The organism is Rhodosalinus sp. 5P4 (assembly GCF_041365695.1).
Lineage (GTDB): Bacteria > Pseudomonadota > Alphaproteobacteria > Rhodobacterales > Rhodobacteraceae > Rhodosalinus.
This window is the reverse complement of the sequence record NZ_JBGFSJ010000005.1, coordinates 192,027-211,781: the sequence shown is the minus strand read 5'-3', so window position 1 is coordinate 211,781 and position 19,755 is coordinate 192,027. Positions and strand designations below refer to the sequence as shown.

Below are 19,755 nucleotides of genomic sequence, written 5' to 3'. Positions count from 1 at the left end.
CCGCGCCACCCGGTGCTAAGAGCCACGCCCACGGCGCCGGTGTAGCTCAGCTGGTAGAGCACGTCATTCGTAATGATGGGGTCGGGGGTTCGAGTCCCTTCACCGGCACCACCCATCCCCGTCACCTGTCGCCGAGGTGCGACGCCATGGCTGCGCATGACCGGGAAGACATCGTTCTCGCCGGGGCGAGCGGTCGGGTCGGGCGCCTTCTGCGCCGGGCGTGGTGCATAGCGCCGGGGCCCGGCGCCGGGCTCGTTCCGATCGCCCGGCGGCCCGGGCCCGGCACGCTCGCCTGGGATTCCCTCGAAGCGCCGGGCGCATTGTCTCGCCTGCTCGCGGGGCGCGCCTCCCGCATCGCCGCCATGGTTGTCCTGACGGGCATCACGCCAGGGCCGGGGGTCCGGCTGGATCTCAATGCGCCGCTGGCGCGCGGCAGTCTGGACGGGGCGCGGGCGGCGGGGATCGAACGCGTGCTTTTCGCCTCCTCCGCGGCGGTTTACGGACCCGGTGGCGGCAGGCGCCCGTTCTCGGAGAAGGACCCGCCCGCGCCGGCGACCGCCTATGGCGCGGCCAAGCGGGATGCCGAAGCCGAGGTCGCGCGCTTTCGGGATCTCGGCATGGAGGTCGCGATCCTGCGCATCGGCAACGTTCTGGGCGCGGACGCGCTGATGCGCAGCGCGGAAAACGCCACGCCCGATGCGCCGCTCGCCCTCGACCGCTTCGCCAGCGGGCACGGCCCGGTCCGGAGCTACATCGGCCCCCTCGGGCTCGCCCGGGTGATCGCCGCGCTCGCCATGCATCCCGGGCCGCTGCCCGATCTGCTGAACGTGGCCGCCCCGGAACCCGTGGCGATGGAGGATCTTCTGCAAGCGGCCGGCGTGCCGTGGCGCTGGACGCCCGCGCCCGGTGCCGCTCAGGAACGCGTCACGCTGGACTGCGCCCGGCTGACCGCACTTCTGCCCGGCCTGCCGCTCGCCGAGACCGCCGCGGCCATGGTCGCCGAAGGCGCCGCGTTGCCGCCCCTGCCGGCGGCATGAGGGATCACGCGCCGAACCCGGCGCGCCCCACGCCCTCGTAGGCCTCGAAGCCCGCGTCCCGCACGTCCTGCGGCGCGTAGACGTTTCTCAGGTCGGCCATGCGGGGCGCGGCCATCTGCCGTGCCAAACGCTTCAGGTCGAGCGCCCGGAACTCGTTCCACTCCGTCAGGATGACGAGAAGATCGGCCTCCTGCGCCGCCTCGTAGGCGTCCTCCACCCAGCTGACGCCGGGCAGCAGGGCCTCTCCCTCGCGCCGCCCCTGGGGGTCCGTCACCCGGACCCTGGCGCCGCCGCCCACCAGCGACGGCACGATGGTGAGGGCCGGCGCGTCCCGCATGTCGTCGGTGTTGGGCTTGAAGGTGACGCCCAGCACCGCGACCGTCTTGTTGTTGAAGCTGCCGCCGCAGAGATCGAGCAGCTTCTCGATCATCCGCCGCTTCACCTCCTCGTTGACTTTGATGACCGTCTCGGTGATCTGCATCGGCATCGCGTGTTCCTGCCCGATCCGGGCCAGCGCCCGGGTGTCCTTGGGAAAGCACGACCCGCCATAGCCCGGCCCGGCATGGAGGAACTTGTTGCCGATCCGGTTGTCGAGACCCATCCCGTGCGCCACCTGCTTCACGTCCGCGCCCACCCGCTCGCACAACCCGGCGATCTCGTTGATGAAGGTGATCTTGGCGGCGAGAAAGGCGTTGGCCGCGTACTTGATCATTTCCGCCGACTCGAGGTCGATGGTCAGGATCGGGAAGTCGCGCAGGTAGAGCGGGCGGTAGATCTCTGACATCACCTTCGCCGCGCGATCGGACTGAACCCCCACCACGACGCGGTCGGGGCGCATGAAATCGTCGATCGCGGCGCCTTCGCGCAGGAACTCGGGGTTCGAGGCCACGTCGAAGTCGAGCTCCGGGTTGGCGGCGCGGACCACCTGCCCGACCTGCCGGTTCGTTCCAACCGGCACGGTCGACTTGGTCACGATCACGACGTAGTCGCTGGCGACGCGCGCGATCTCTTCGGCGGCGGCCATGACATAGGTCAGATCCGCGTGGCCGTCGCCGCGCCGGGTCGGCGTGCCCACCGCGATGAACACCGCCTCGGCGCCCGCCACGGCATGGGCGAGATCGCGGGTGAAGGAAAGCCGCCCTGCCTCGACGTTGCGGGCCATGAGCTCGTCGAGCCCCGGCTCGTAGATCGGCACCTCGCCGCGTTCGAGGCGCGCGATCTTCTCCGGGTTCTTGTCGACGCAGACCACCTCGTGTCCGAAGTCGGAAAAACAAACGCCTGAGACGAGCCCGACATAGCCCGTCCCGATCATCGCAATCTTCATGGCCGCCCCTCGCTGTCGCGTCGGGGGCTTATGGGGCGAGGCCGCGCGGCGTGTCAACGACGGGTGAAACCCGTTCGTCGGGGCCGCGAGGCCTGCCGGTGGTCGCCCGTGGGGCCGGCGGCGAAAAGGTTCTGTTAACCAAGCACCCCTAGCATGGCACGAGTTGCAGAAAGGGCGAACCCGGCTTGACACCTCTTACCCATGTCGCGTCGCTCGGCGGCAGCACGGCGTCCGTCTTCGGGGGCATCCTGGATCTCGCCTGGCTCTCGGTCGGCGGCCGTGACGTTCTCTACATGCTGAGCAGGCCGGACGGGGTCTGGCTCACGGCCTACGCCGCAGGGCCAGACGGCGCGCTCGGCGAACTCGGGCGCGCGGATATCCCGGGCCTTCCCGTTCCGGGCCTCTCCGCGCGGCTGGCCGTCGCGCCGGCAGGCGACGCGCCTTCCGTCTTCGTCTCGGGGCTCGCGGCGCCCGGGCTCGTCTCGGTGGCTCTCGACGCGAGCGGCGCGCCCATGGCCGCCGTCGCCGCGGTTGCCGGGACCGAAAGCCTCCAGGCCTTCCTTCCCGGAGGGAGCGGCATCGCCTACGCCGTGGATGCCGGGGCCGAGGCCATCGATCTCCTGCGCATGGGGCCCGACGGGGCCTTCGAGGCTTTCGGGCAGGTCCCCGCGCCGGGCGGTATCGGGGCGCTGGCTCTGGCGGACCATGCCGGCGCCCGTTTCCTGCTCGCCGCGGCGTCCGGCGAGGTGAGCCTGGCGAGTTACGCGGTGGCGGAGGACGGTTCGCTCCGCGTCGCGGACACGCTTCTTGCGGTGGACGGGCCGGGCATCGCCGCGCCTTCCGCGGTTGCCGCCGCGACGGTCGAGGACGCGACCTACGGCATCGTCGCCGGGGCGGGAAGTTCCAGCCTTTCGGTGCTGCGTCTCGACGCGAATGGCGGCATGACGGTCGCCGATCACCTGATCGACGACCTGACGACACGTTTCGACCATGTCGGCCAGCTGGCCGTCGCGACCACGGCGCAGGGGGTCTATGTCGCGGCGGCGGGCGGCGATGACGGGGTCAGCCTGTTCCGGCTGCTTCCGGGCGGCCGGTTGCTGCACCTCGCCACGCTCGAGGATGCGGCCGGGCGTGCGCTCGCCGATGTCGCCTCCCTCTCGCTCGGCGTCACGGTGGGCGGGCTGCACCTCGTCACCGCGAGCGCATCCGAGGCCACGATCGCCTGGCACCGGATGGAGCTTGATCCCGATGGCCTCACACTTCGCGCCGATCCGGTGGGCGCGCCGCTTGCGGGCGGGGATGGCGACGACCTGCTGGCGGGCGGCAGCGGCGACGACCGGCTTTCCGGCGGGGCGGGCCGCGACATCCTGATGGATGGCCCGGGCGACGACACGCTTCTTGGCGGCCCCGGCGCCGACGTGTTCGTGATGGCGTGGGACGATGCGCCGGACCGGATAGAGGACTACGACCCGGCGGAGGACCGCATCGACCTCTCTGCCTGGCCGATGTTCCGGGACGCCTCGCAACTCTCCGTGACGTCCGTCGCCGGCGGTTCCGAGATCCGTTTCCGAGCCGAGACCCTGACCGTGGCGACCCGCGACGGCCGTGCGCTCGACGATGCGGCCGTCGCCGCGCTCACCCCGACGGGTGGATCGCGGTTTCTGCCGGCGTGGTTCGGACCCCCACCGGAAAATCCGCCGCCGCCCGAGCCGGACGCCCCCGGCATCTCTTTCACGGGTACGGCGGCCGACGACATGATCCTGGGGTCAGAGGGTGATGACACTCTCGACGGGGCGGGGGGCGACGATTCGATTGAGGGTGCGGGCGGCAACGATCTGCTCCTCGGAGGAACGGGTAACGACACACTGCGCGGTCAGGATGGCGCGGACACGCTCAAGGGTGGAGACGGGCGCGACACGCTCGACGGTGGCGCCGGCGACGACCGGCTTGTCGGAGGCGAGAGCGAGGCGGATTTAGGCGACGTAATCTATGGCGGCGCCGGCGACGACAGTATTGACGGTGGACATGGCAACGATCTGCTTTACGGCGGCGAAGGAGGCGATACGCTTGCGGGCGGTTTCGGCGCCGATACGCTGGTGGGTAACACCGGCGACGACGTGTTGACAGGCGGGGCCTTCTCGGACCTGATCTTCGGTGGCGACGGGTTCGACTTTATCAATGGCGGCTTTGGCAGCGACCGTCTGAACGGCGGCGCGGGCGCCGACCGGTTCTTTCACGTCGGCATCCAGGGACATGGCTCGGACTGGATCCAGGACTTTTCCGACGTGGAGGGCGACGTGCTCCTCTACGGCGGGCAGGGTGCCAGATCCGATCATTTTCAGGTCAATTACGCCAACACGGCGGGCGCGGGCGATCCAGCCGTGGACGAAGCCTTCGTCATCTACCGCCCCTCCGGCCAGATCCTCTGGGCGCTGGTGGACGGTGGCGGCCTCGGCAGCCTTGAGTTGCGCATCGACGGAGAAACCTTCGACCTCATGGCCTGACAGCGCCGATGTGGTGAGAACATTCGAGCGATCCGCAAGGCGCTCGAACCGTTGCGGTTGAAGACAAGAGGCTTTCTGTCCCGTCTTGCCGAGCGCGCTCCAAGCGTTTGGGAAACAACGTTCAGAGCCTGGAATCGTCAGAACGGTTGCAAGGGGGCGGTTGGCAGCCCTCTCATTCGGATTGGACTTTCGTCGCAGTCGAGCCTGCTATGGCCTTACCCCGGGCAATATTCGTGGCGCAACGAAGCGGCCTACCTCCGGTCGATGATCGCCCTGTGGTATCGTCTGAGCATAAGCATCGCGAAGACGGCGCAGACCAGAGAAATCCCGAAGACATAGGCTTCCGATACGAGATTGGCGTCGTAAGTGCCGTAGAAGCCGGCGCGCATTTCCATGATTACATGAGCGAGGGGATTCCAGAGCAACATGTCGCGATACTGTTCGGGCAACGCGTCCATCAGGAAGAAAATGCCGGAAATGATGAAGAGAGGCCGTGTCAGGATGGACCACACCTGCTGCCAGACGGGGAACATGCTCATCAGAAAGCAATTCAGGCAACCGACGCCAAAACCGAGGGCGAAGAGCATGGCGAGGGCCCTGAAGATCGCCGACATGTCCAGCAATACTTTGAGATCGAGAAGAACCACGATGCCTGTCATGACGATGATGAACACCAGCGTTTGCGTGAGAAAACTCAGGATCATCCGCGCGAGCACCGCGTCCATGAACGTCACGTTCGGGTATGCAAGGAGCTGGTGCGAGAAGAGGATGGCTGTGCCCAGTCTATGATTGAGGCCCGTAAAGGCCGTCAGCGTGGTGTAACCCGTGGCGTAGAAAAGCACGAAGCTGGTGCCCATCGGTGGCGTGCGAAAGGCGTAGGAAAACACGATCGACAGAAGAGCGATCGCGGCGACAGGCTCAAGGATCGCCCAAAGGTAGCCGCCGGGCGACCTGCCATAGGTCGTCGACATTTCGCGTAGAACCAGAGCCCCGATTGAGCGCAGGGCTGGAAACCGACGCCTGCTGCCTGTGGAGCGTGGGGCCGGGCCGAAGTTTTCCGTGGCAGTCAGGAGACTTCCCTCTCAACCGATTTCTGCTAAGACCATGAATGGATGAAACAGCATGGGAATCCAAGTCTGCGGCGCCCCGCGGACGCGCCCGAAAGCTGGAGATCGGCTCATTTTGAAAACACCCCTTCAACCGGACAAGAGTGATACTCAACCACGCCAAGGGGGCTGTCAGGGTGCGGCGGCCCCGGCGCCGGCAGGCGCGTCCGTCCCGAAGACGCGTCATTTCGGGATCGTGTTCAGTTTCGTGCTGCTCGTGCTCGCGCCGTTCGGGGCATCGGTCTACTATCTCTACGCCATTGCGGCAGATCAGTATGCAGCTCGCGTCGGCTTCGCCGTGAGATCCGAGGAAATCGAGAGCGCGCAGGACCTGCTCGGAGGACTTTCGAGGTCTCTCTCCGGCTCCAGTTCTTCGGACACGGATATTCTTTATGAGTTCATCCAAAGCCAGGATCTGGTGGAAACGATCGACGAAGAGCTCGATCTGGTCCGGATCTTCACTGTCCCGGAGCACGACCCCGTCTTCGCCTACCAGCCCACAGGTGCCATCGAGGACCTCGTTGACTACTGGCAGCGCATGGTGCGCGTGAGCTACGATGGGAATACGGGTCTGATCAATCTCCGCGTCAACGCGTTCGACCCCGTGGACGCGCACCGAATGGCGCGGGAGATAGTCGCCAACTCTGCGGACCTGATCAACAGGCTTTCGGCGATCGCGCGCGAGGATGCGACCCGCTACGCACGTGAAGACCTCGAGCAAGCGGTCGAGCGTTTGAAGTCGGCGCGAGAGGCGCTTACTCAGTTTCGGAGCGAAACCCGTATCGTCGACCCAAGCGCGGACATCCAGGGCCAGATGGGATTGCTGAACTCGCTCGAGGCGCAGCTCGCCGCCGCCTACATCGAACTGAGTGTCCTTCGGGAAACCGTCCGCGAGGAGGATCCGCGGATAGATCAGGCACGCCGCAGGCTGTCGGTGATCGAGGGTCTGATCGAGCAGGAACGCGCAAAGTTCGGGATGGGAGGCGGCCGTGGTGTTCGCGCGGATGGAAGGGACTATTCCACGCTGGTGGGAGAGTTCGAGCGGCTCATGGTCGATCTGGAATATGCCGAGGAAAGTTACCTTGCGGCCCGAAACGCGCTGGATACGGCCACCGCCGCGGCGCAGCGGCAGAGCAGGTATCTGGCAACATATGCCCAGCCGACGATGCCGCAGAGCTCTCGCTATCCTCAGCGCTTCATGCTTTCGGCCGCGATCGGAATGTTCCTGTTGCTGTCATGGTCCTTGCTCGCCTTGATCTATTACAGCCTGCGTGACCGGCGCTGAGCACATCGGGGTGGCACATGATAGAGTTGCGTAACGTCAGCAAGAGCTACTACCTCGGCGGCGCGACCAAGGCGGTTGCGCGCAACATCAGCTTCGTCTTTCCAAGCGGTACGAGCGTCGCGCTTCTGGGTCGCAATGGCGCTGGCAAGTCGAGCATGCTCAGCATGATCGCCGGCACGATAGAGCCCGATTCCGGCGAGATAATCGCGAATGGCACGATCTCTTGGCCCGTCGGTTTTGCCGGTTCCTTTCATCCCGACCTTACAGGCCGGCAGAACGTCAGATTTGTTGCCCGCATCTACGGTGTGGATACCGACGAGATGGTAGATTTCGCGTGTGACTTCGCGGATCTCGAGAAGCACTTCGACCAACCGGTGCGCACCTACTCGTCCGGGATGAAGGCGCGGCTCGCCTTCGCGACCTCCATGGCCGTTCCTTTCGACACCTATCTGATCGATGAGGTGACCGCCGTTGGCGATGCCGCGTTTCGCGCGAAGAGCCAAGCGATCCTGTCGGCCCGCCTCGAACGCAGTGGCGCCATCATCGTGTCTCACTCGATGCAGTTGCTGGAGCAGTTGTGCACTTCCGGGGTCGTGCTCGACAGGGGACGGTTCTTCTATTACGCGCGCGTGCAAAAGGCGATCGAGCATCACCAACATCTGATGCAAGGCCGCCTGCCGCCATGGATGCAGCGCGCGCGTCCTCGGCCGCGCGTGGTGAATTGAGGCTTGCAGGCGAGATGCAGACGGTTAAGCGAGCGTCTCCGTTTCTCTGAATTCGTCCACGTATACGATCAGGATCGACATTCGGCCAGCTATGCGGTGGACGATCGGCCGGGCATCGCGCCGTTGCCGGGCTGGACGACCGCCAATTAAGGATCGTTCGTCTCATGCGGAGCGCCGCGCGAAATCATAACCGCCCGAAAAGCGCCGCAGTATAAAGAGAGACGAGCCCGAAAAAACCCTGTCGGTACAGTCGGGCTTGTCGCAACAGGCGCAGCCTTTGCCAAACGGCGGCCTTTCTGCAGGCGTCGAACTCGGCGAGCAATTGCCGATTCTCCGGCGTTAACCTGTGAGACGATGCCTTGAGCGCGAGAAGATTGATCGTGTTCCAACGCCGGAAACGGCCGGAGAGCATCAATCTCAATCGCCGCAACCGTGCTGCCATCCCGGTGTTCGCACCTATCAGGTTCCCGCCATGCTGCCGATACAAAAGCACCGGCTGCGGATCAAATATGACGCGGCCTCCGGCTCCCGTCACGATTTGGTATATCCACCAATCATGTACGACCAGCTTGGCCACAGCCCGGCTGGCATCGCGCACGAGGTCAAGGGCTGCGCGGTTCAGCATCATGGTGTTGCCGCCCGCGATGTTCTGGACCAAGGCATGGCGGAAGGCCGGTGGCCTGGTAATGTTTCGTGAGAGGCGGAGATGGTTCAACTCGGCATCACATTCGAACGTGCGGGCACAATAAAGAACGATCTCCGATTCATGGCTGTTCTCCGACAGGGCGGAGAGCCCTCTCTCCAGCTTGTCGGGCAGCCAGACGTCATCCTGATCCGAAAGTGCGACCACATCGATCCAGTCGGGCGTGTCCTGGAGGAGGCTGAGAAAGTTCTTCGCGGATCCCCGGCGCGGCCCGTTGGTGGTACGGATGCAAATCTCGGGATGCGACTTTCGGAACGCGTCGATGAGCGCGAGTGTGTCGTCGGTCGAGCCGTCGTCGCTGACCAAGATCAGGTCTGGGAGGCGGCTCTGTGACAAGTAGCTTTCCAGTTGTTCCTGGATACAGGACGCGCCGTTGTAGGTCGCTAGCAGGACCGCGATGGAGGGGTGTGTCCGTGTCGCGCCCGCGCTCTCAGGCATGCGCTCCGGATCCATCGAGGTTCAGGGGCGACAGAGCTTCACCATGGCGCAATTCGAGAACGCAGACGAAACATGCAGGATGCAGGGTAGGGCAGCGCGCCAGTCTTCGGTCCGCTCCGAAACCGGGCCGCGGTCGTTGCAACCGTCTGCGAAATGGCATCGCTTCGTGCTCCTACAAGCGGTCCTGCACGAAATGGCGGGCCGCTTTCGGCCAGAATCCGGCCTCCAGCCCTCCTCGGAAGACGGCTGGCTCGAGTGGCGCGCTGGACGTGATTCGGAAATCGGGTTGCAGAGGTTGCCGCCGTCTGGTGAGCTTCTCGTTGAGAGGATCGAAATGCGCGCGCAACATATCAAATTCCGGACGCGAAAAGACGCATGTAGCAATATCTTCGCCGTGGCTCGACTTTATGAGAGACGCGCAGCGGTGCACGAGCCAAGGCGGTGCAACCTTCGGCTGCGCGAGGACATTTGCAAGCCAGCTTGCCAGTGGCATCGGAGACACATTCGATTGTCCGCCGTTCACCAACTTCATTTCGTCCTGCGCAATTTCAATTCCAAGAACACGCAGAAGTATCGAGATGATGCCGCCTTCGGAAGTTTTGCTTCTGTTGTAATCCAGTAGTGTTATCTCCTCAGGTAAGAAGACGCGCTCAAGTCGATCGATCAGTAGATTGTAATCGACGAAGAGCCCGCCTATCACTCCTGTTTCGATACTTTTCGAAACGATGTGTGGCGCACCTGGTGGCTGCTGTTTCTTGGAGAGCTCAAGATAAACGGACTGTAGAAACTGCCATTGTTCACGAAGAACGCAGATAACTTCAATCGTTTCGAAGTCCGAAAGTATGTCGCGAATTTCTGCTAGGTCTACGTCCCCTTCACCGCATCTAGAGAACTCTTCGCTCGACAAGAAGACAGTGCTTTCAGTCGTGGCGTATTTTCTGGTCAGTTTGCGCAACGCTTCCCCACTGCCACCTGGAAGTTGGTACACCGGGTTCAACGAGATCCAGTCGCAAACGAAGCCGTGATGTCCGGAAACCGCTCCGAGCACCGGATAGATCAGCCTGTGTCGCGCCAGAAGGGCCGCGTTGGCGGCGAATGTATCCTGAATCGTCGTAGAGGCAGTCTTGTGCGTTCCTATGTGCAGTACGACGCGTGCCATGCAGTCAAGCCTCCTTCGGCGCCGCAGAGGGTCTCGGATCCCGAACGGTGACGGCCGTCGCGGATGGTGTCACCTTTGTGCCGGAGGGCCGGAGATGTTCGGCGAGTACCTTCAGGTAAAGGTCCTGGTAATTGAGTGTCGGTTCGAGCATCGCCTTTTCAGCCCATTCGTTCCATGCATTTATAATAAGCTCTCTACGGTAGGAGTTGGAAACCCGTTCTTTCATTAATCTGGATAGCCAGCGATTGAAGCTTGCTGGATTGGCGCCATAGGCAATATGTGCTTTCAGGCGACGTCTTGCAGTATTGTCCCAGCTTGGCATTATCCCACAAATCGTTCTTTGGGGTAGCGAATTTGCATAAACTGATGACAGGGATCTGTCCGAGACCTTGCAATAATCATAAATGGTACCCAAAAATTCGTCCCGTAGGCGCTGGCTCAACCGCGTCTCGATTGGCCCGCCAAAAAGATATGCATCCGTGTCGACAAGGCCGTGGGGTGGCATTTCTACCCAGAAGTCGAAAACGTCGCGATCGACAGGCGAGTCACCCGCCACATGGAAGCAGACCGCGCCGAGTTCGACCTCGCCGACTCCCGCCTTTCGCCAGGCGAACCGCATGCGTTCCACGTTTTTGGAGGGCTCAGGCAAGTCCTCTGGCCGATAGATCACGAAACGGGGGCGCCGACCGTCCGGTCTCTGGTAGCGCGGATCTTTCATGTAGGGCAGGCTGTCGGCCACAAGCATCTCTTCAAAGCCTGGTGCGTAGCTCTGCTCGATGAGAACGGTACCACTCAGGCCATCCCAGTTGCGCCGCCAGCTTTCGTTGGCCCAGCAAAGGTAGAAAGGAAAGTCGATTTCCGGTCGCTCCAGCAGCCGGTCGAGCGGTGCCTCTAGAACGCGGCGTCCGTCGAACCAGTAATGATAGACGCAGAAGCCGTCGATCCCCGCTGCCCTCGCCAACTCGGCTTGCTGACCCATCACCTCTGTGAGGCGCAGATCATAGAAGCCGAGTTCGGAAGGCAACATGGGTTGGCTGTGCCCGTCGAAGAAACTCTTGGCGCCCACGACGCCCCGCCATTCTGTGAAGCCCTTGCCCCACCATAGATCATTTTCGGGAATTGGGTGAAACTGGGGGAGATAAAAGGCTGAGACGTAGGACGGTGGGCAAGGCCGGGCGATCACCCGCTGCGCCGCTGCATTGCGTAACTCGGCCGTCTGCAGAACTTTCTGGCCCGCCGCCCTTGCAAGTGCGCCAATGGCGCGTTCGAGCGCGTGGGCAAGCGTTCCGTCCACCTGGCCCGTCTCCGCTTCGAAATGCTCGGGCTTCAACTGCAAGGCCTTCAGAAGCCCGATCATAAGCGGTTTCATCCAGTACATCGACCCGGCGGGGAAAGAGAGATCTTCAGGCTCGATCTCGATCTCTATTCGCCGCAACACGCTGCGCGTGTTTTCAAGATTTGTCCCCCACCATTTCGGATCCGTGTAGTGCTGCCCGTCCGCCACCCAGTAGGCCGCGGCCTGATCGCCAACAAAGGTCTCCACCAGTGCTGCCTGATCATCTGGCAAGATGCCCTTGATGAGATGGCGTCGCCAGGAATCGCCGTCCGCTCGATGCGGAGATTTCTTCGAATGAAGCTTGCAGACGGCTTCGTAATCGTCGAGCGCTCCGGAGTTGACCAGTTTCAGGAAGGGCAGAATGTCGCGCCCGCGATTCTCGACAGGCTGCACAAATGCCCCGGGGAATTCGCCCCTTATTTCCTCGGCCAGAACGAGAGTCTGGTCGCCTCGGTAGGGCAGGGTGACGAAGATATCGTGGTCCAGCTGGACACGGCGCAGTGTTTCGGCGAATTCGGGCCAGAGCTCGGGATAATAGAGATGGAGAACGATGGCGAACCGCGCGCGCGGGCGGCCAAGATCCACGAACGGCATATGGGGAACGTCCGCCGGCAGCTCCTCGATACGCGGCAGCTCCTTGGTGATGCGGGATTCCGTGTGGCCGATCTGGAGAAAGTGCAGTAGAGGCGACATGCCGATCTCGGCGACGTCCGGATTGTAACGCAGATAGGCTGCAGGCGAAAATTCCGGGTTCGGCCTATAGCCTCGGCTCTCGCCGAAGACGACATAGTGACGCAAGGGAAACCGGTGGAACAGCGGATGGATGTCGGGATAGGCCCCGCGATAGTAGATCGGGTCGAACAGGCGGGATGTCCGGGCCTGCCGCAGGAGTTGTCGCTCCTCACCCGTTAACAGGAAGATGCGAAGGAAACGCGCAAGGCGGGAAAAAGGATCTAGCGATGGTTCGGACTGCATAGGCGACACCCAATGAAAGTCCGGTTTCCGAGACCGACCGACCGCAAGCAACGCTCAGTTGAGAAGGAGCCAACCTCAATCGCCCACCTCCACGAGAACATGGCTCATTTCTCCACAACCGACAACAGGTAGCGTCCGTAGCCGTTCTTCGCGAACTGCGCCGCCCGTTCCCGCAGGCTCTTGGCATCGATCCAGCCCTGCCTGAAGGCGATTTCGTCGGGGCTTCCGGTCTGGAGACCTTGCCGCGTCTCCAGCGTGCGCACGAAGTTACCGGCCTCGAGGAGCGATCCGTGTGTGCCGGTGTCGAGCCAGGCGTAACCGCGGCCCATCAGCTCGACGCTGAGCGTCGCCTCCGCGAGGTAGGTTTCCAGAAGGCTGGTGATCTCAAGTTCGCCGCGCTCCGAGGACGTGACGTGCCGGGCCCGCTCCGGCGCGGTTCCGTCCAGGAAATAGAGCCCGGTGACCGCGTAGCTCGACGGCGGAACCTCAGGCTTTTCGATGATCGCGCGGGCTTTGCCATCGGCATCGAAATCCACCACCCCGTATCTCTCTGGGTCCGAGACGTGGTAACCGAAGACGGTTCCGCCCGTGGCCTTGCGGTCGGCCTCCTTGAGAAGCTCGGGCAGCCCGTGGCCGAAGAAGATGTTGTCGCCGAGCACCATGGCCGAGCAAGCGCCCGCCAGGAATTCTTCGGCGAGGATATAGGCCTGGGCAAGGCCCTCTGGACGCGGTTGGATGATATAGGTCAGCGAGATTCCCCACTGCGCGCCGTCGCCGAGCATGCGCTGGAACTGCGCCTGGTCCTCGGGCGTGGTGATGACGGCGATGTCCCGGATGCCGGCGAGCATGAGAACGCTCAGCGGGTAATAGATCATCGGCTTGTCGTAGATCGGGAGAAGCTGTTTCGAAACGCCGAGCGTGATCGGGTAGAGCCGCGTGCCCGACCCGCCGGCGAGAATGATGCCCTTGCGCTGCGTGACGCTCATCTTGGCCTCCGGATATCTTCGCGGGCGAGCGCGCCCAGTTCGTTGAGAACCTGCACGAGCCCCGCCTTCCAGTCGGGCCGCGCGGTGCCAAAGGCGGTCTCCGTCATCCGGCAGTCCAGCCTGGAGTTCAGCGGGCGCGCTGCGGGAGTGGGGTAGTCGCTGGTCGGGATACCGTCCACGTGCACCGGCCGTCCGGCAAGATCGAATATGGCTTCGGCAAACGCCTTCCAGCTCACGTCGGGCGCGCCGGAAAAGTGATAGGTGCCCGCCCTGCCCGGTTGCCCCGCAAGGCCGGACGCGATCGCGAGGCAGGCTTCGGCGATTGCCGTGGCGGGCGTCGGCCCGCCGATCTGGTCGTCCACGATGCGGAGCGACTGCCGCGTTTCCGAGAGCCTCAGCATGGTCTTGACGAAATTGGCGCCATGGGCGGAGAAGACCCAGGAGGTGCGCAGGATGGCATGGACCCCGCCCGCCGCGCGCACCGCCCGTTCGCCTGCCAGTTTCGTGCGGCCATAGGCGTTGATCGGGGTCTCCCGGTCGTCGGGGCGCCAGGGCGCTTCGCCCGAGCCATCGAAGACGTAATCGGTGGAGACGTGGACGAAGGGGATGGAGAGCCTCGCGCAGGCTTCGGCCATCGCGCCCGGCGCGTCTGCATTGATCCTGCGGGCGAGCGCCTCTTCCTCCTCGGCGCGGTCGACGGCGGTGTAGGCGGCTGCATTGATCACCGCGTCCGGCGCATGGTCGGCAATGGCTGCCGCGCAGCTTTTAGGCATCGAAAGGTCGGCCTCGGCACGGGAGAGCGCCCGCACGCCCGGTGCCCGCCGGGCGAGTTCACGTGCGACTTGGCCGGTCGTGCCGAAGACGAGTGTCTTCATTCGGCGACTCCCCCCACGGCGGAGCACCCCGAACCCCGAGAGGAGGGGCGAGACCGGAAGGATGTGCCCAATAAACACATCACTGCGCGAGTCCGAGCCTCTGCCCGACGCCGCGCCGCGTCTGCAGGGCGCGCCACCACGGCTCGTTCTCAAGGTACCATCGCACCGTAATCCGAAGCCCGTCCTCGAGCGTCACGCCTGGCCGCCAGCCGAACTCGGCCCGGATGCGTGACGGGTCGATCGCGTAGCGCAGGTCGTGGCCCGGACGGTCGGTCACGAAGCTGATCTGCTCGGCATAGGGGGCGGCTCCGGGGCGCTCCTCGTCGAGGATCGCGCAGAGTGTCCGCACCAGGTCGATGTTGCGCGCCTCGCTGTCGCCGCCGATGGCGTACGTGCGTCCGACCGCGCCCTCGCTCAGGACGAGCAGAAGCGCCTCGGCGTGATCCTCGACGTAAAGCCAGTCCCGCACGTTCTCGCCTGCGCCATAGACCGGGATCGGATCGCCGGCGAGAGCGTTCAGGATCGTCACCGGGATGAGCTTCTCGGGAAACTGGTAGGGCCCGTAATTGTTCGAGCAGTTGCTGAGCACCACGGGCAGCCCGTAGGTCTCGTGCCAGGCCCGCACGAGGTGGTCCGAGCCCGCCTTGGATGCCGAATACGGGCTGCGCGGGTCGTAAGGCGTATCCTCGGTGAAGCGGCCCTCCGGCCCAAGGGAGCCGAACACCTCGTCGGTGGAGATGTGATGGAACCGGAAGTCTTCCGGTTGGCCGCTCGCGGTCCAGTAGGCGCGCGCGGCCTCGAGCATCTGGAAGGTGCCGAGGATGTTCGTCTCGATGAAGGTCGCCGGCCCGTCGATCGAGCGGTCCACGTGGCTTTCGGCGGCGAGATGCATCACCGCGTCCGGACGGTGTTCCGCGAAGATGCGGTCGAGCGCGGCGCGGTCGCGGATGTCGGCCTTCTCGAACCTGTAGAGCGGGCTGTCGGCGACGCTGGCGACATTGGCGAGACAGGAGGCGTAGGTGAGGGCGTCGAGGTTCACGACCTCGTGTCCCCCGGAAATCGCCCGCCGGATGACGGCGGACCCGATGAACCCCGCGCCGCCGGTGATCAGAATGCGCATGATCCTCCGTCCCGAACCGCTTCTCAAGATGGTCGTAGATGCTCCTTGGCGCTGCGTAAACACGCTGGCGGTCAGTCAGCAACGTTGAACGGGCTTTCCAGCTCCGAGAGAGGCGCGGCGCGGGCATCCTTTTCCGACAGAACCGGCGCGCGATCGCCAAGCGGCCACTCTATGCCGATCTCGGGATCGTTCCAGAGCACGGCGCCCTCGGCTTCGGGCGCGTAGGTGTCGGTGCACTTGTAGATTATCTCCGTATCGGGCTCGAGCGTGCAGAAGCCGTGGGCGAAACCCGCGGGCACGAGGAGTTGCCGGCCGTTCTCGAAGGAAAGCTCCACACCGACCCAGCGGCCGTAGGTCGGGCTGTCCATGCGGATGTCCACGGCCACATCGAAGAGCGCGCCGCGCCCGCAGCGCACGAGCTTGTCCTGCGCCCGGGGCGGCGCCTGGAAATGCAGGCCGCGGATGGTGCCCGCCTCCGCCGAGAGGGAGTGATTGTCCTGCACAAAGACATGATGAATCCCAGCCGCAGCGAATGTTTCGCGGTTGTAGCTTTCGCTGAAGAAGCCGCGGTGGTCGCCGAATCGGCGCGGCGTCAGGATCTTCACGCCGGGAAGGCTCGTCTCTTCGATCTGCATGAGGCGCGTCCTGCGGGTTGGATGTCTTTGTGTCGCGGTCAGACCGCGCCCTCCTTGGCCAGCGCGTCGAAGGCGCGCAGGCGGGCGATGATGGGGGCGAGGTCGTCCACCGGGATCATGTTCGGCCCGTCCGAGGGCGCGTTGTCGGGGTCCTGGTGGGTCTCGAGGAACACCGCCGAGACGCCCACGGCACAGGCGGCGCGGGCGAGCACCGGCGCGAACTCGCGCTGGCCACCGCTCGTGGCGCCCTGCCCGCCGGGCTGCTGCACCGAATGGGTGGCGTCGAAGACCACCGGGTAGCCCGTCCGCGCCATGATCGGCAGCGCGCGGAAATCGGTGACAAGCGTGTTGTAGCCGAAGCTCGTGCCGCGCTCGCAGAGCAGGATGCGCTCGTTACCAGTGGAGGCGATCTTGGCCGCGACGTTGGCCATGTCCCAGGGCGCGAGGAACTGGCCCTTCTTCACGTTGACCGCGCGTCCCGTCTCTCCGGCGGCCAGCAGGAGGTCGGTCTGGCGGCAGAGGAAGGCCGGGATCTGGAGCACGTCGCAGACCTCGGCGGCGGGCGCGCAATGCCCGGGCTCATGCACGTCGGTCAGGATCGGAACGCCGAATTCCTCGCGGATGCGGCCGAGGATCTCGAGCCCCGCCTCCATGCCGAGGCCGCGCGCCGTGCCGAGGGACGACCGGTTCGCCTTGTCGTAGCTCGCCTTGAAGACGAAGCGCGTCCCGGTGGGCGCGCAGGCCTCTGCGATGCGCTCGGCCATCATCCGGGCATGGTCGAGGCTTTCGAGCTGGCAGGGCCCGGTGATGAGCGCGACGGGCCGGTCGCCCCCGATCTCGATGTCGCCTGCGGTGACGATGCGGGTCATGCCATCTCTCTCAGCGCCGCCTCAATCCGGGGGATGTCGGCGGGATTGTTGAGTTCCCAGAAGACGCGGCCATGCGCCTCGACCTCCACGCAGCGGATTTTCTGCCCATGCTCTAGAAAGCGCAACTGCTCCAGCCCCTCCAGCCCTTCGAGCCGCCCCACGGGCCAGGCGCGATAGGCCGAAAGCGCCGCCTGCCGGTAGGCGTAGACGCCGATGTGATGCCAGACCGGCGGCGCGCCCGCGATCTTCGCCGAATCGAGCCAGGGAATCACTTCCTTCGAGAAGTAAAGCGCGTCGCCATGCACGTCGAAGACGGCCGTCGTGCCGCCCACCCGGCCCTGGCGGCGATCCTCGGTGAAGTGCGCGTAGGTGGTCGCGTCGCAGCGCAGCACGGGCGTGGCCACCTGCACCCCGGGCGCGGCGCGCATCTCGGCCACGAGCGCCTCGACGAACCAGGGCGGCGTCAGCGGCGCGTCGCCCTGCAGGTTCACGACGATCTCCGCGCCGATGCGCTCGGCCGCTTCGGCGCAGCGCTCGGTGCCGTTGCGGCAATCGGGCGATGTCATCACCACGGAGGCGCCGAAACCCAGGGCCGCGTTGCGGATGCGCGCGTCGTCGGTGAGCACATGAACCGCGTCGATGCCGGGCACGGCCTGCGCCGCCTCCCAGGACAGGCGGATGAGGCTTTTGCGGGTGCCGTCGGGCAGCGCGATCTCGGCCAACGGCTTGCCGGGATAGCGCGTGGAGGCGTAGCGCGCGGGGATCAGGATCGCCACGCTCATGCCACGCCCGCGCGCAGAAGATCGTGGATGTGCAGCACGCCCAGCGGATGCCGCGCCGCGTCCGCCACGAGAAGAACGGTGATCTTGCGCGCGTTCATCAGCGCCAGCGCCTCTGCGGCCAGCATGTCGGGCGCGACCGTCACCGGGTCCGGCGTGGCGACCTCTCCGGCGGTCCGCGACATCAGCCCGTCCATGCTGCGGCGCAGGTCGCCGTCGGTGATGACGCCGCTCACGCGGCGGTCGGTGTCGAGCACGGCGGCGATCCCGAACCCGCCCGAGGTCATGGCCAGCAGCGTCTCGGACATGGGCGCATCGGGCGCGACGGCCGGCACGGCCGCGGCGCCGTGCATCAGCTGGTCGACACGCGCGAGCTGCGCGCCGAGCTTGCCGCCCGGGTGGAACATGCGGAAATCCTCGGCCCGGAAGCCGCGCGCCTCCATCAGCGCGACGGCGAGCGCGTCGCCGAGCGCCATGGCCATGGTGGTGGAGGTGGTGGGCGCCATGCCGATGGCGCAGGCCTCCGGCGCGTCGGGCAGCAGGAGCGCATGGTCGGCGGCGCCCATGAGCGTGCTGTCGGCACGCGAGGAAATGGCGACGAGCGGGATCGAGAACCGCCGCACATAGGCGAGGGTATCGCGCAGTTCCGCCGTCTCGCCGGAATTGGACAGCAGCAGGCAGACGTCGCCCTGCGCGATCATGCCGAGATCGCCGTGGCTCGCCTCGGACGGGTGGACGAAGAGCGCGGGCGTCCCGGTGGAGGCGAGCGTGGCAGCGATCTTGTGGCCCACATGCCCCGACTTGCCGATGCCCGACACGATCACGCGGCCCTGCGCGGCGAGGATCGCCGCCACCGCGGCGTCGAACGCCTCCGGCAACTCCGCCGCGAGCCGCGCGAGCGCGTCGGCCTCCACCGATATGACGCGGCGCGCGGTGGCGCTGGCGGCGGTCGAGGAGGGCGGGGGGCTCATTGGGCGATGGTCTCCGGCACGGCGGCAGTTCGGAGCTATGCCGAGCCGCGCTCCGCCGCAAGCCCTGCGGGCCGGCCGGCGAGGAACCCCTCGATCTCCGCGGCCACCGCCGCCGGGTTTTCCTCATGCGCGAGGTGGCCGAGGCCCGGCAGGTGGACGACGCGCGCATCGGGCAGCCGCGCGGCCGCCCGGTCGGACACCGAGGGCGGCACCGCGCGGTCGCGATCGCCGGTGATGAAAAGCGTGCGCGCCGCGAGGTCCGGAAGCCGCCCGATGAGCGGATCGATGCTCCATTGCGCCATCATCTTCAGCGTCGCGTCGACGTGGTCGCGGTCGCCCATGAGGCGGGCATAGAGCGCCAGCCCCGTCTCGTCGAGCTCGGACCCCGTCGAGCCGATGAGCCGCCGGACGCGGGCGGGGCTGGCGCCGCCAAGCGTGAAGGCGCTTGCGGTGAACGGGTTGAGCGCGAGCAGTTTCGCGAGCGCGGGGAAAAGCCATCCGGCCACGCCTTCGAAATTTCCCAGCGCGGCGTTGATCCCGATGACGTCGGGCGCGGGCGTCAGCCGCTCGGCAAGCGCGAGCGCGATGGCCGCGCCGGCGGAATGGCCGATGATGGCCCGCGGCTGCCAGCCCTCCGCGGCCACGAGCGCGGCGATATCCGTCGTCATCAGCGGCAGGGAGCAGCGCGATTTCGTGCCGGCCCGCGTGAAGCCCTGCCCGGGCATGTCGAGCGCGACGACGTGCCGGTCGGCCGCGAGGATCGGCAGAAGGTCGCGGAAGCTGTGGGTCGACCCGCCCGCGCCGTGGATCAGCAGGAGCGTCTCGCCCGCGCCCGCCTCCTGCACGTGCCAGCGATGCGGCGCCACGGCGGCGCGGCGGGACATGTCGGCGTTCGGCCAGCCCGGAAGGTCGCGTGCCCAGTCCATGC

At 65.5% G+C, this 19,755-nt stretch carries 17 protein-coding genes and 1 tRNA gene; 5 read left to right on the top strand and 13 right to left on the bottom strand.

Translation table 11 applies throughout. The annotated features are described in order from the left end of the window. The first annotated feature begins 35 nt into the window (after nt 1-35). Together AB6A69_RS11400 and AB6A69_RS11395 are read left to right on the top strand one after the other, a co-directional pair. Nucleotides 36-111 (top strand) — tRNA-Thr (locus AB6A69_RS11400). Nucleotides 112-146: 35 nt separating this feature from the next. After that, the gene (locus AB6A69_RS11395) at nt 147-1,037 is read left to right on the top strand and encodes an NAD-dependent epimerase/dehydratase family protein (protein WP_371060852.1); all 891 of its coding nucleotides are present in this window, start codon (nt 147-149) and stop codon (nt 1,035-1,037) included. 4 nt (nt 1,038-1,041) lie between these two features. Here AB6A69_RS11395 and AB6A69_RS11390 read toward each other — a convergent pair whose 3' ends face one another. After that, on the bottom strand, nt 1,042-2,361 hold the full coding sequence (locus tag AB6A69_RS11390; protein ID WP_371060851.1) for a UDP-glucose/GDP-mannose dehydrogenase family protein: 1,320 nt from the start codon (nt 2,359-2,361) through the stop codon (nt 1,042-1,044). A 185-nt stretch (nt 2,362-2,546) separates the two neighbouring features. Between AB6A69_RS11390 and AB6A69_RS11385 the strand changes: the two genes are divergently transcribed. After that, nucleotides 2,547-4,865 (top strand): hypothetical protein, encoded by a 2,319-nt coding sequence (locus AB6A69_RS11385; RefSeq protein ID WP_371060850.1) that lies wholly within the window; start codon nt 2,547-2,549, stop codon nt 4,863-4,865. A gap of 251 nt (nt 4,866-5,116) precedes the next feature. On the opposite strand, the gene AB6A69_RS11380 is transcribed toward AB6A69_RS11385, so the two are convergent. Next, nucleotides 5,117-5,851 carry an ABC transporter permease gene (locus tag AB6A69_RS11380; protein ID WP_371060988.1) on the bottom strand — a complete coding sequence of 245 codons (735 nt, stop codon included), beginning with the start codon at nt 5,849-5,851 and terminating at the stop codon, nt 5,117-5,119. 316 nt (nt 5,852-6,167) lie between these two features. Here AB6A69_RS11380 and AB6A69_RS11375 point away from each other — a divergent pair, with 316 nt between their 5' ends. Together AB6A69_RS11375 and AB6A69_RS11370 are read left to right on the top strand one after the other, a co-directional pair. Next, nucleotides 6,168-7,256: a sugar transporter gene (locus AB6A69_RS11375; RefSeq protein ID WP_371060849.1), complete on the top strand. Its 1,089-nt coding sequence runs from the start codon at nt 6,168-6,170 to the stop codon at nt 7,254-7,256. A 17-nt stretch (nt 7,257-7,273) separates the two neighbouring features. Continuing rightward, a complete protein-coding gene (locus AB6A69_RS11370; RefSeq protein ID WP_371060848.1) occupies nt 7,274-7,981 on the top strand; it encodes an ABC transporter ATP-binding protein in 708 nt (235 codons plus the stop codon). Between the two features lie 184 nt (nt 7,982-8,165). Here the strand turns inward: AB6A69_RS11370 and AB6A69_RS11365 are convergent, their stop codons facing one another. The 11 genes from AB6A69_RS11365 to bchO form a co-directional block, all read right to left on the bottom strand. Then, the gene (locus AB6A69_RS11365) at nt 8,166-9,137 is read right to left on the bottom strand and encodes a glycosyltransferase family 2 protein (RefSeq protein ID WP_371060847.1); all 972 of its coding nucleotides are present in this window, start codon (nt 9,135-9,137) and stop codon (nt 8,166-8,168) included. A gap of 157 nt (nt 9,138-9,294) precedes the next feature. Next, nucleotides 9,295-10,281: a hypothetical protein gene (locus tag AB6A69_RS11360; RefSeq protein ID WP_371060846.1), complete on the bottom strand. Its 987-nt coding sequence runs from the start codon at nt 10,279-10,281 to the stop codon at nt 9,295-9,297. A 4-nt stretch (nt 10,282-10,285) separates the two neighbouring features. Beyond that, nucleotides 10,286-12,592, bottom strand: a complete 2,307-nt coding sequence (locus tag AB6A69_RS11355) for a glycoside hydrolase family 99-like domain-containing protein (protein WP_371060845.1) — start codon at nt 12,590-12,592, stop codon at nt 10,286-10,288. A gap of 104 nt (nt 12,593-12,696) precedes the next feature. Further along, nucleotides 12,697-13,578 carry a glucose-1-phosphate thymidylyltransferase RfbA gene (gene rfbA, locus AB6A69_RS11350; RefSeq protein WP_371060844.1) on the bottom strand — a complete coding sequence of 294 codons (882 nt, stop codon included), beginning with the start codon at nt 13,576-13,578 and terminating at the stop codon, nt 12,697-12,699. After that, nucleotides 13,575-14,453 carry a dTDP-4-dehydrorhamnose reductase gene (gene rfbD, locus AB6A69_RS11345; RefSeq protein ID WP_371060843.1) on the bottom strand — a complete coding sequence of 293 codons (879 nt, stop codon included), beginning with the start codon at nt 14,451-14,453 and terminating at the stop codon, nt 13,575-13,577. The genes rfbA and rfbD overlap by 4 nt, the downstream gene beginning before the upstream one ends. Before the next feature lie 79 nt (nt 14,454-14,532). Next, nucleotides 14,533-15,573 carry a dTDP-glucose 4,6-dehydratase gene (gene rfbB, locus AB6A69_RS11340; protein WP_371060842.1) on the bottom strand — a complete coding sequence of 347 codons (1,041 nt, stop codon included), beginning with the start codon at nt 15,571-15,573 and terminating at the stop codon, nt 14,533-14,535. A 71-nt stretch (nt 15,574-15,644) separates the two neighbouring features. Next, nucleotides 15,645-16,208, bottom strand: a complete 564-nt coding sequence (gene rfbC, locus AB6A69_RS11335) for a dTDP-4-dehydrorhamnose 3,5-epimerase (protein ID WP_371060841.1) — start codon at nt 16,206-16,208, stop codon at nt 15,645-15,647. Nucleotides 16,209-16,246: 38 nt separating this feature from the next. Continuing rightward, nucleotides 16,247-17,077 carry a 3-deoxy-8-phosphooctulonate synthase gene (kdsA, locus tag AB6A69_RS11330; RefSeq protein ID WP_371060840.1) on the bottom strand — a complete coding sequence of 277 codons (831 nt, stop codon included), beginning with the start codon at nt 17,075-17,077 and terminating at the stop codon, nt 16,247-16,249. Then, on the bottom strand, nt 17,074-17,859 hold the full coding sequence (locus tag AB6A69_RS11325; RefSeq protein ID WP_371060839.1) for a 3-deoxy-manno-octulosonate cytidylyltransferase: 786 nt from the start codon (nt 17,857-17,859) through the stop codon (nt 17,074-17,076). The genes kdsA and AB6A69_RS11325 overlap by 4 nt, the downstream gene beginning before the upstream one ends. Next, the gene (locus AB6A69_RS11320; RefSeq protein WP_371039396.1) at nt 17,856-18,827 is read right to left on the bottom strand and encodes an SIS domain-containing protein; all 972 of its coding nucleotides are present in this window, start codon (nt 18,825-18,827) and stop codon (nt 17,856-17,858) included. The genes AB6A69_RS11325 and AB6A69_RS11320 overlap by 4 nt, the downstream gene beginning before the upstream one ends. A gap of 35 nt (nt 18,828-18,862) precedes the next feature. Further along, a complete protein-coding gene (bchO, locus tag AB6A69_RS11315; RefSeq protein WP_371060838.1) occupies nt 18,863-19,753 on the bottom strand; it encodes an alpha/beta fold hydrolase BchO in 891 nt (296 codons plus the stop codon). Nucleotides 19,754-19,755: the final 2 nt, after the last annotated feature.

What these genes read in the sequence shown, in the direction of transcription:
- AB6A69_RS11395 (WP_371060852.1), top strand. Translation starts at nt 147, where the DNA reads ATGGCTGCGCATGACCGGGAAGACATCGTTCTCGCCGGGGCGAGCGGT.
- AB6A69_RS11390 (WP_371060851.1), bottom strand. Translation starts at nt 2,361, where the DNA reads ATGAAGATTGCGATGATCGGGACGGGCTATGTCGGGCTCGTCTCAGGC.
- AB6A69_RS11370 (WP_371060848.1), top strand. Translation starts at nt 7,274, where the DNA reads ATGATAGAGTTGCGTAACGTCAGCAAGAGCTACTACCTCGGCGGCGCG.
- AB6A69_RS11365 (WP_371060847.1), bottom strand. Translation starts at nt 9,137, where the DNA reads ATGGATCCGGAGCGCATGCCTGAGAGCGCGGGCGCGACACGGACACAC.
- AB6A69_RS11360 (WP_371060846.1), bottom strand. Translation starts at nt 10,281, where the DNA reads ATGGCACGCGTCGTACTGCACATAGGAACGCACAAGACTGCCTCTACG.
- AB6A69_RS11355 (WP_371060845.1), bottom strand. Translation starts at nt 12,592, where the DNA reads ATGCAGTCCGAACCATCGCTAGATCCTTTTTCCCGCCTTGCGCGTTTC.
- rfbA (WP_371060844.1), bottom strand. Translation starts at nt 13,578, where the DNA reads ATGAGCGTCACGCAGCGCAAGGGCATCATTCTCGCCGGCGGGTCGGGC.
- rfbD (WP_371060843.1), bottom strand. Translation starts at nt 14,453, where the DNA reads ATGAAGACACTCGTCTTCGGCACGACCGGCCAAGTCGCACGTGAACTC.
- rfbB (WP_371060842.1), bottom strand. Translation starts at nt 15,573, where the DNA reads ATGCGCATTCTGATCACCGGCGGCGCGGGGTTCATCGGGTCCGCCGTC.
- rfbC (WP_371060841.1), bottom strand. Translation starts at nt 16,208, where the DNA reads ATGCAGATCGAAGAGACGAGCCTTCCCGGCGTGAAGATCCTGACGCCG.
- kdsA (WP_371060840.1), bottom strand. Translation starts at nt 17,077, where the DNA reads ATGACCCGCATCGTCACCGCAGGCGACATCGAGATCGGGGGCGACCGG.
- AB6A69_RS11325 (WP_371060839.1), bottom strand. Translation starts at nt 17,859, where the DNA reads ATGAGCGTGGCGATCCTGATCCCCGCGCGCTACGCCTCCACGCGCTAT.
- AB6A69_RS11320 (WP_371039396.1), bottom strand. Translation starts at nt 18,827, where the DNA reads ATGAGCCCCCCGCCCTCCTCGACCGCCGCCAGCGCCACCGCGCGCCGC.
- bchO (WP_371060838.1), bottom strand. Translation starts at nt 19,753, where the DNA reads ATGGACTGGGCACGCGACCTTCCGGGCTGGCCGAACGCCGACATGTCC.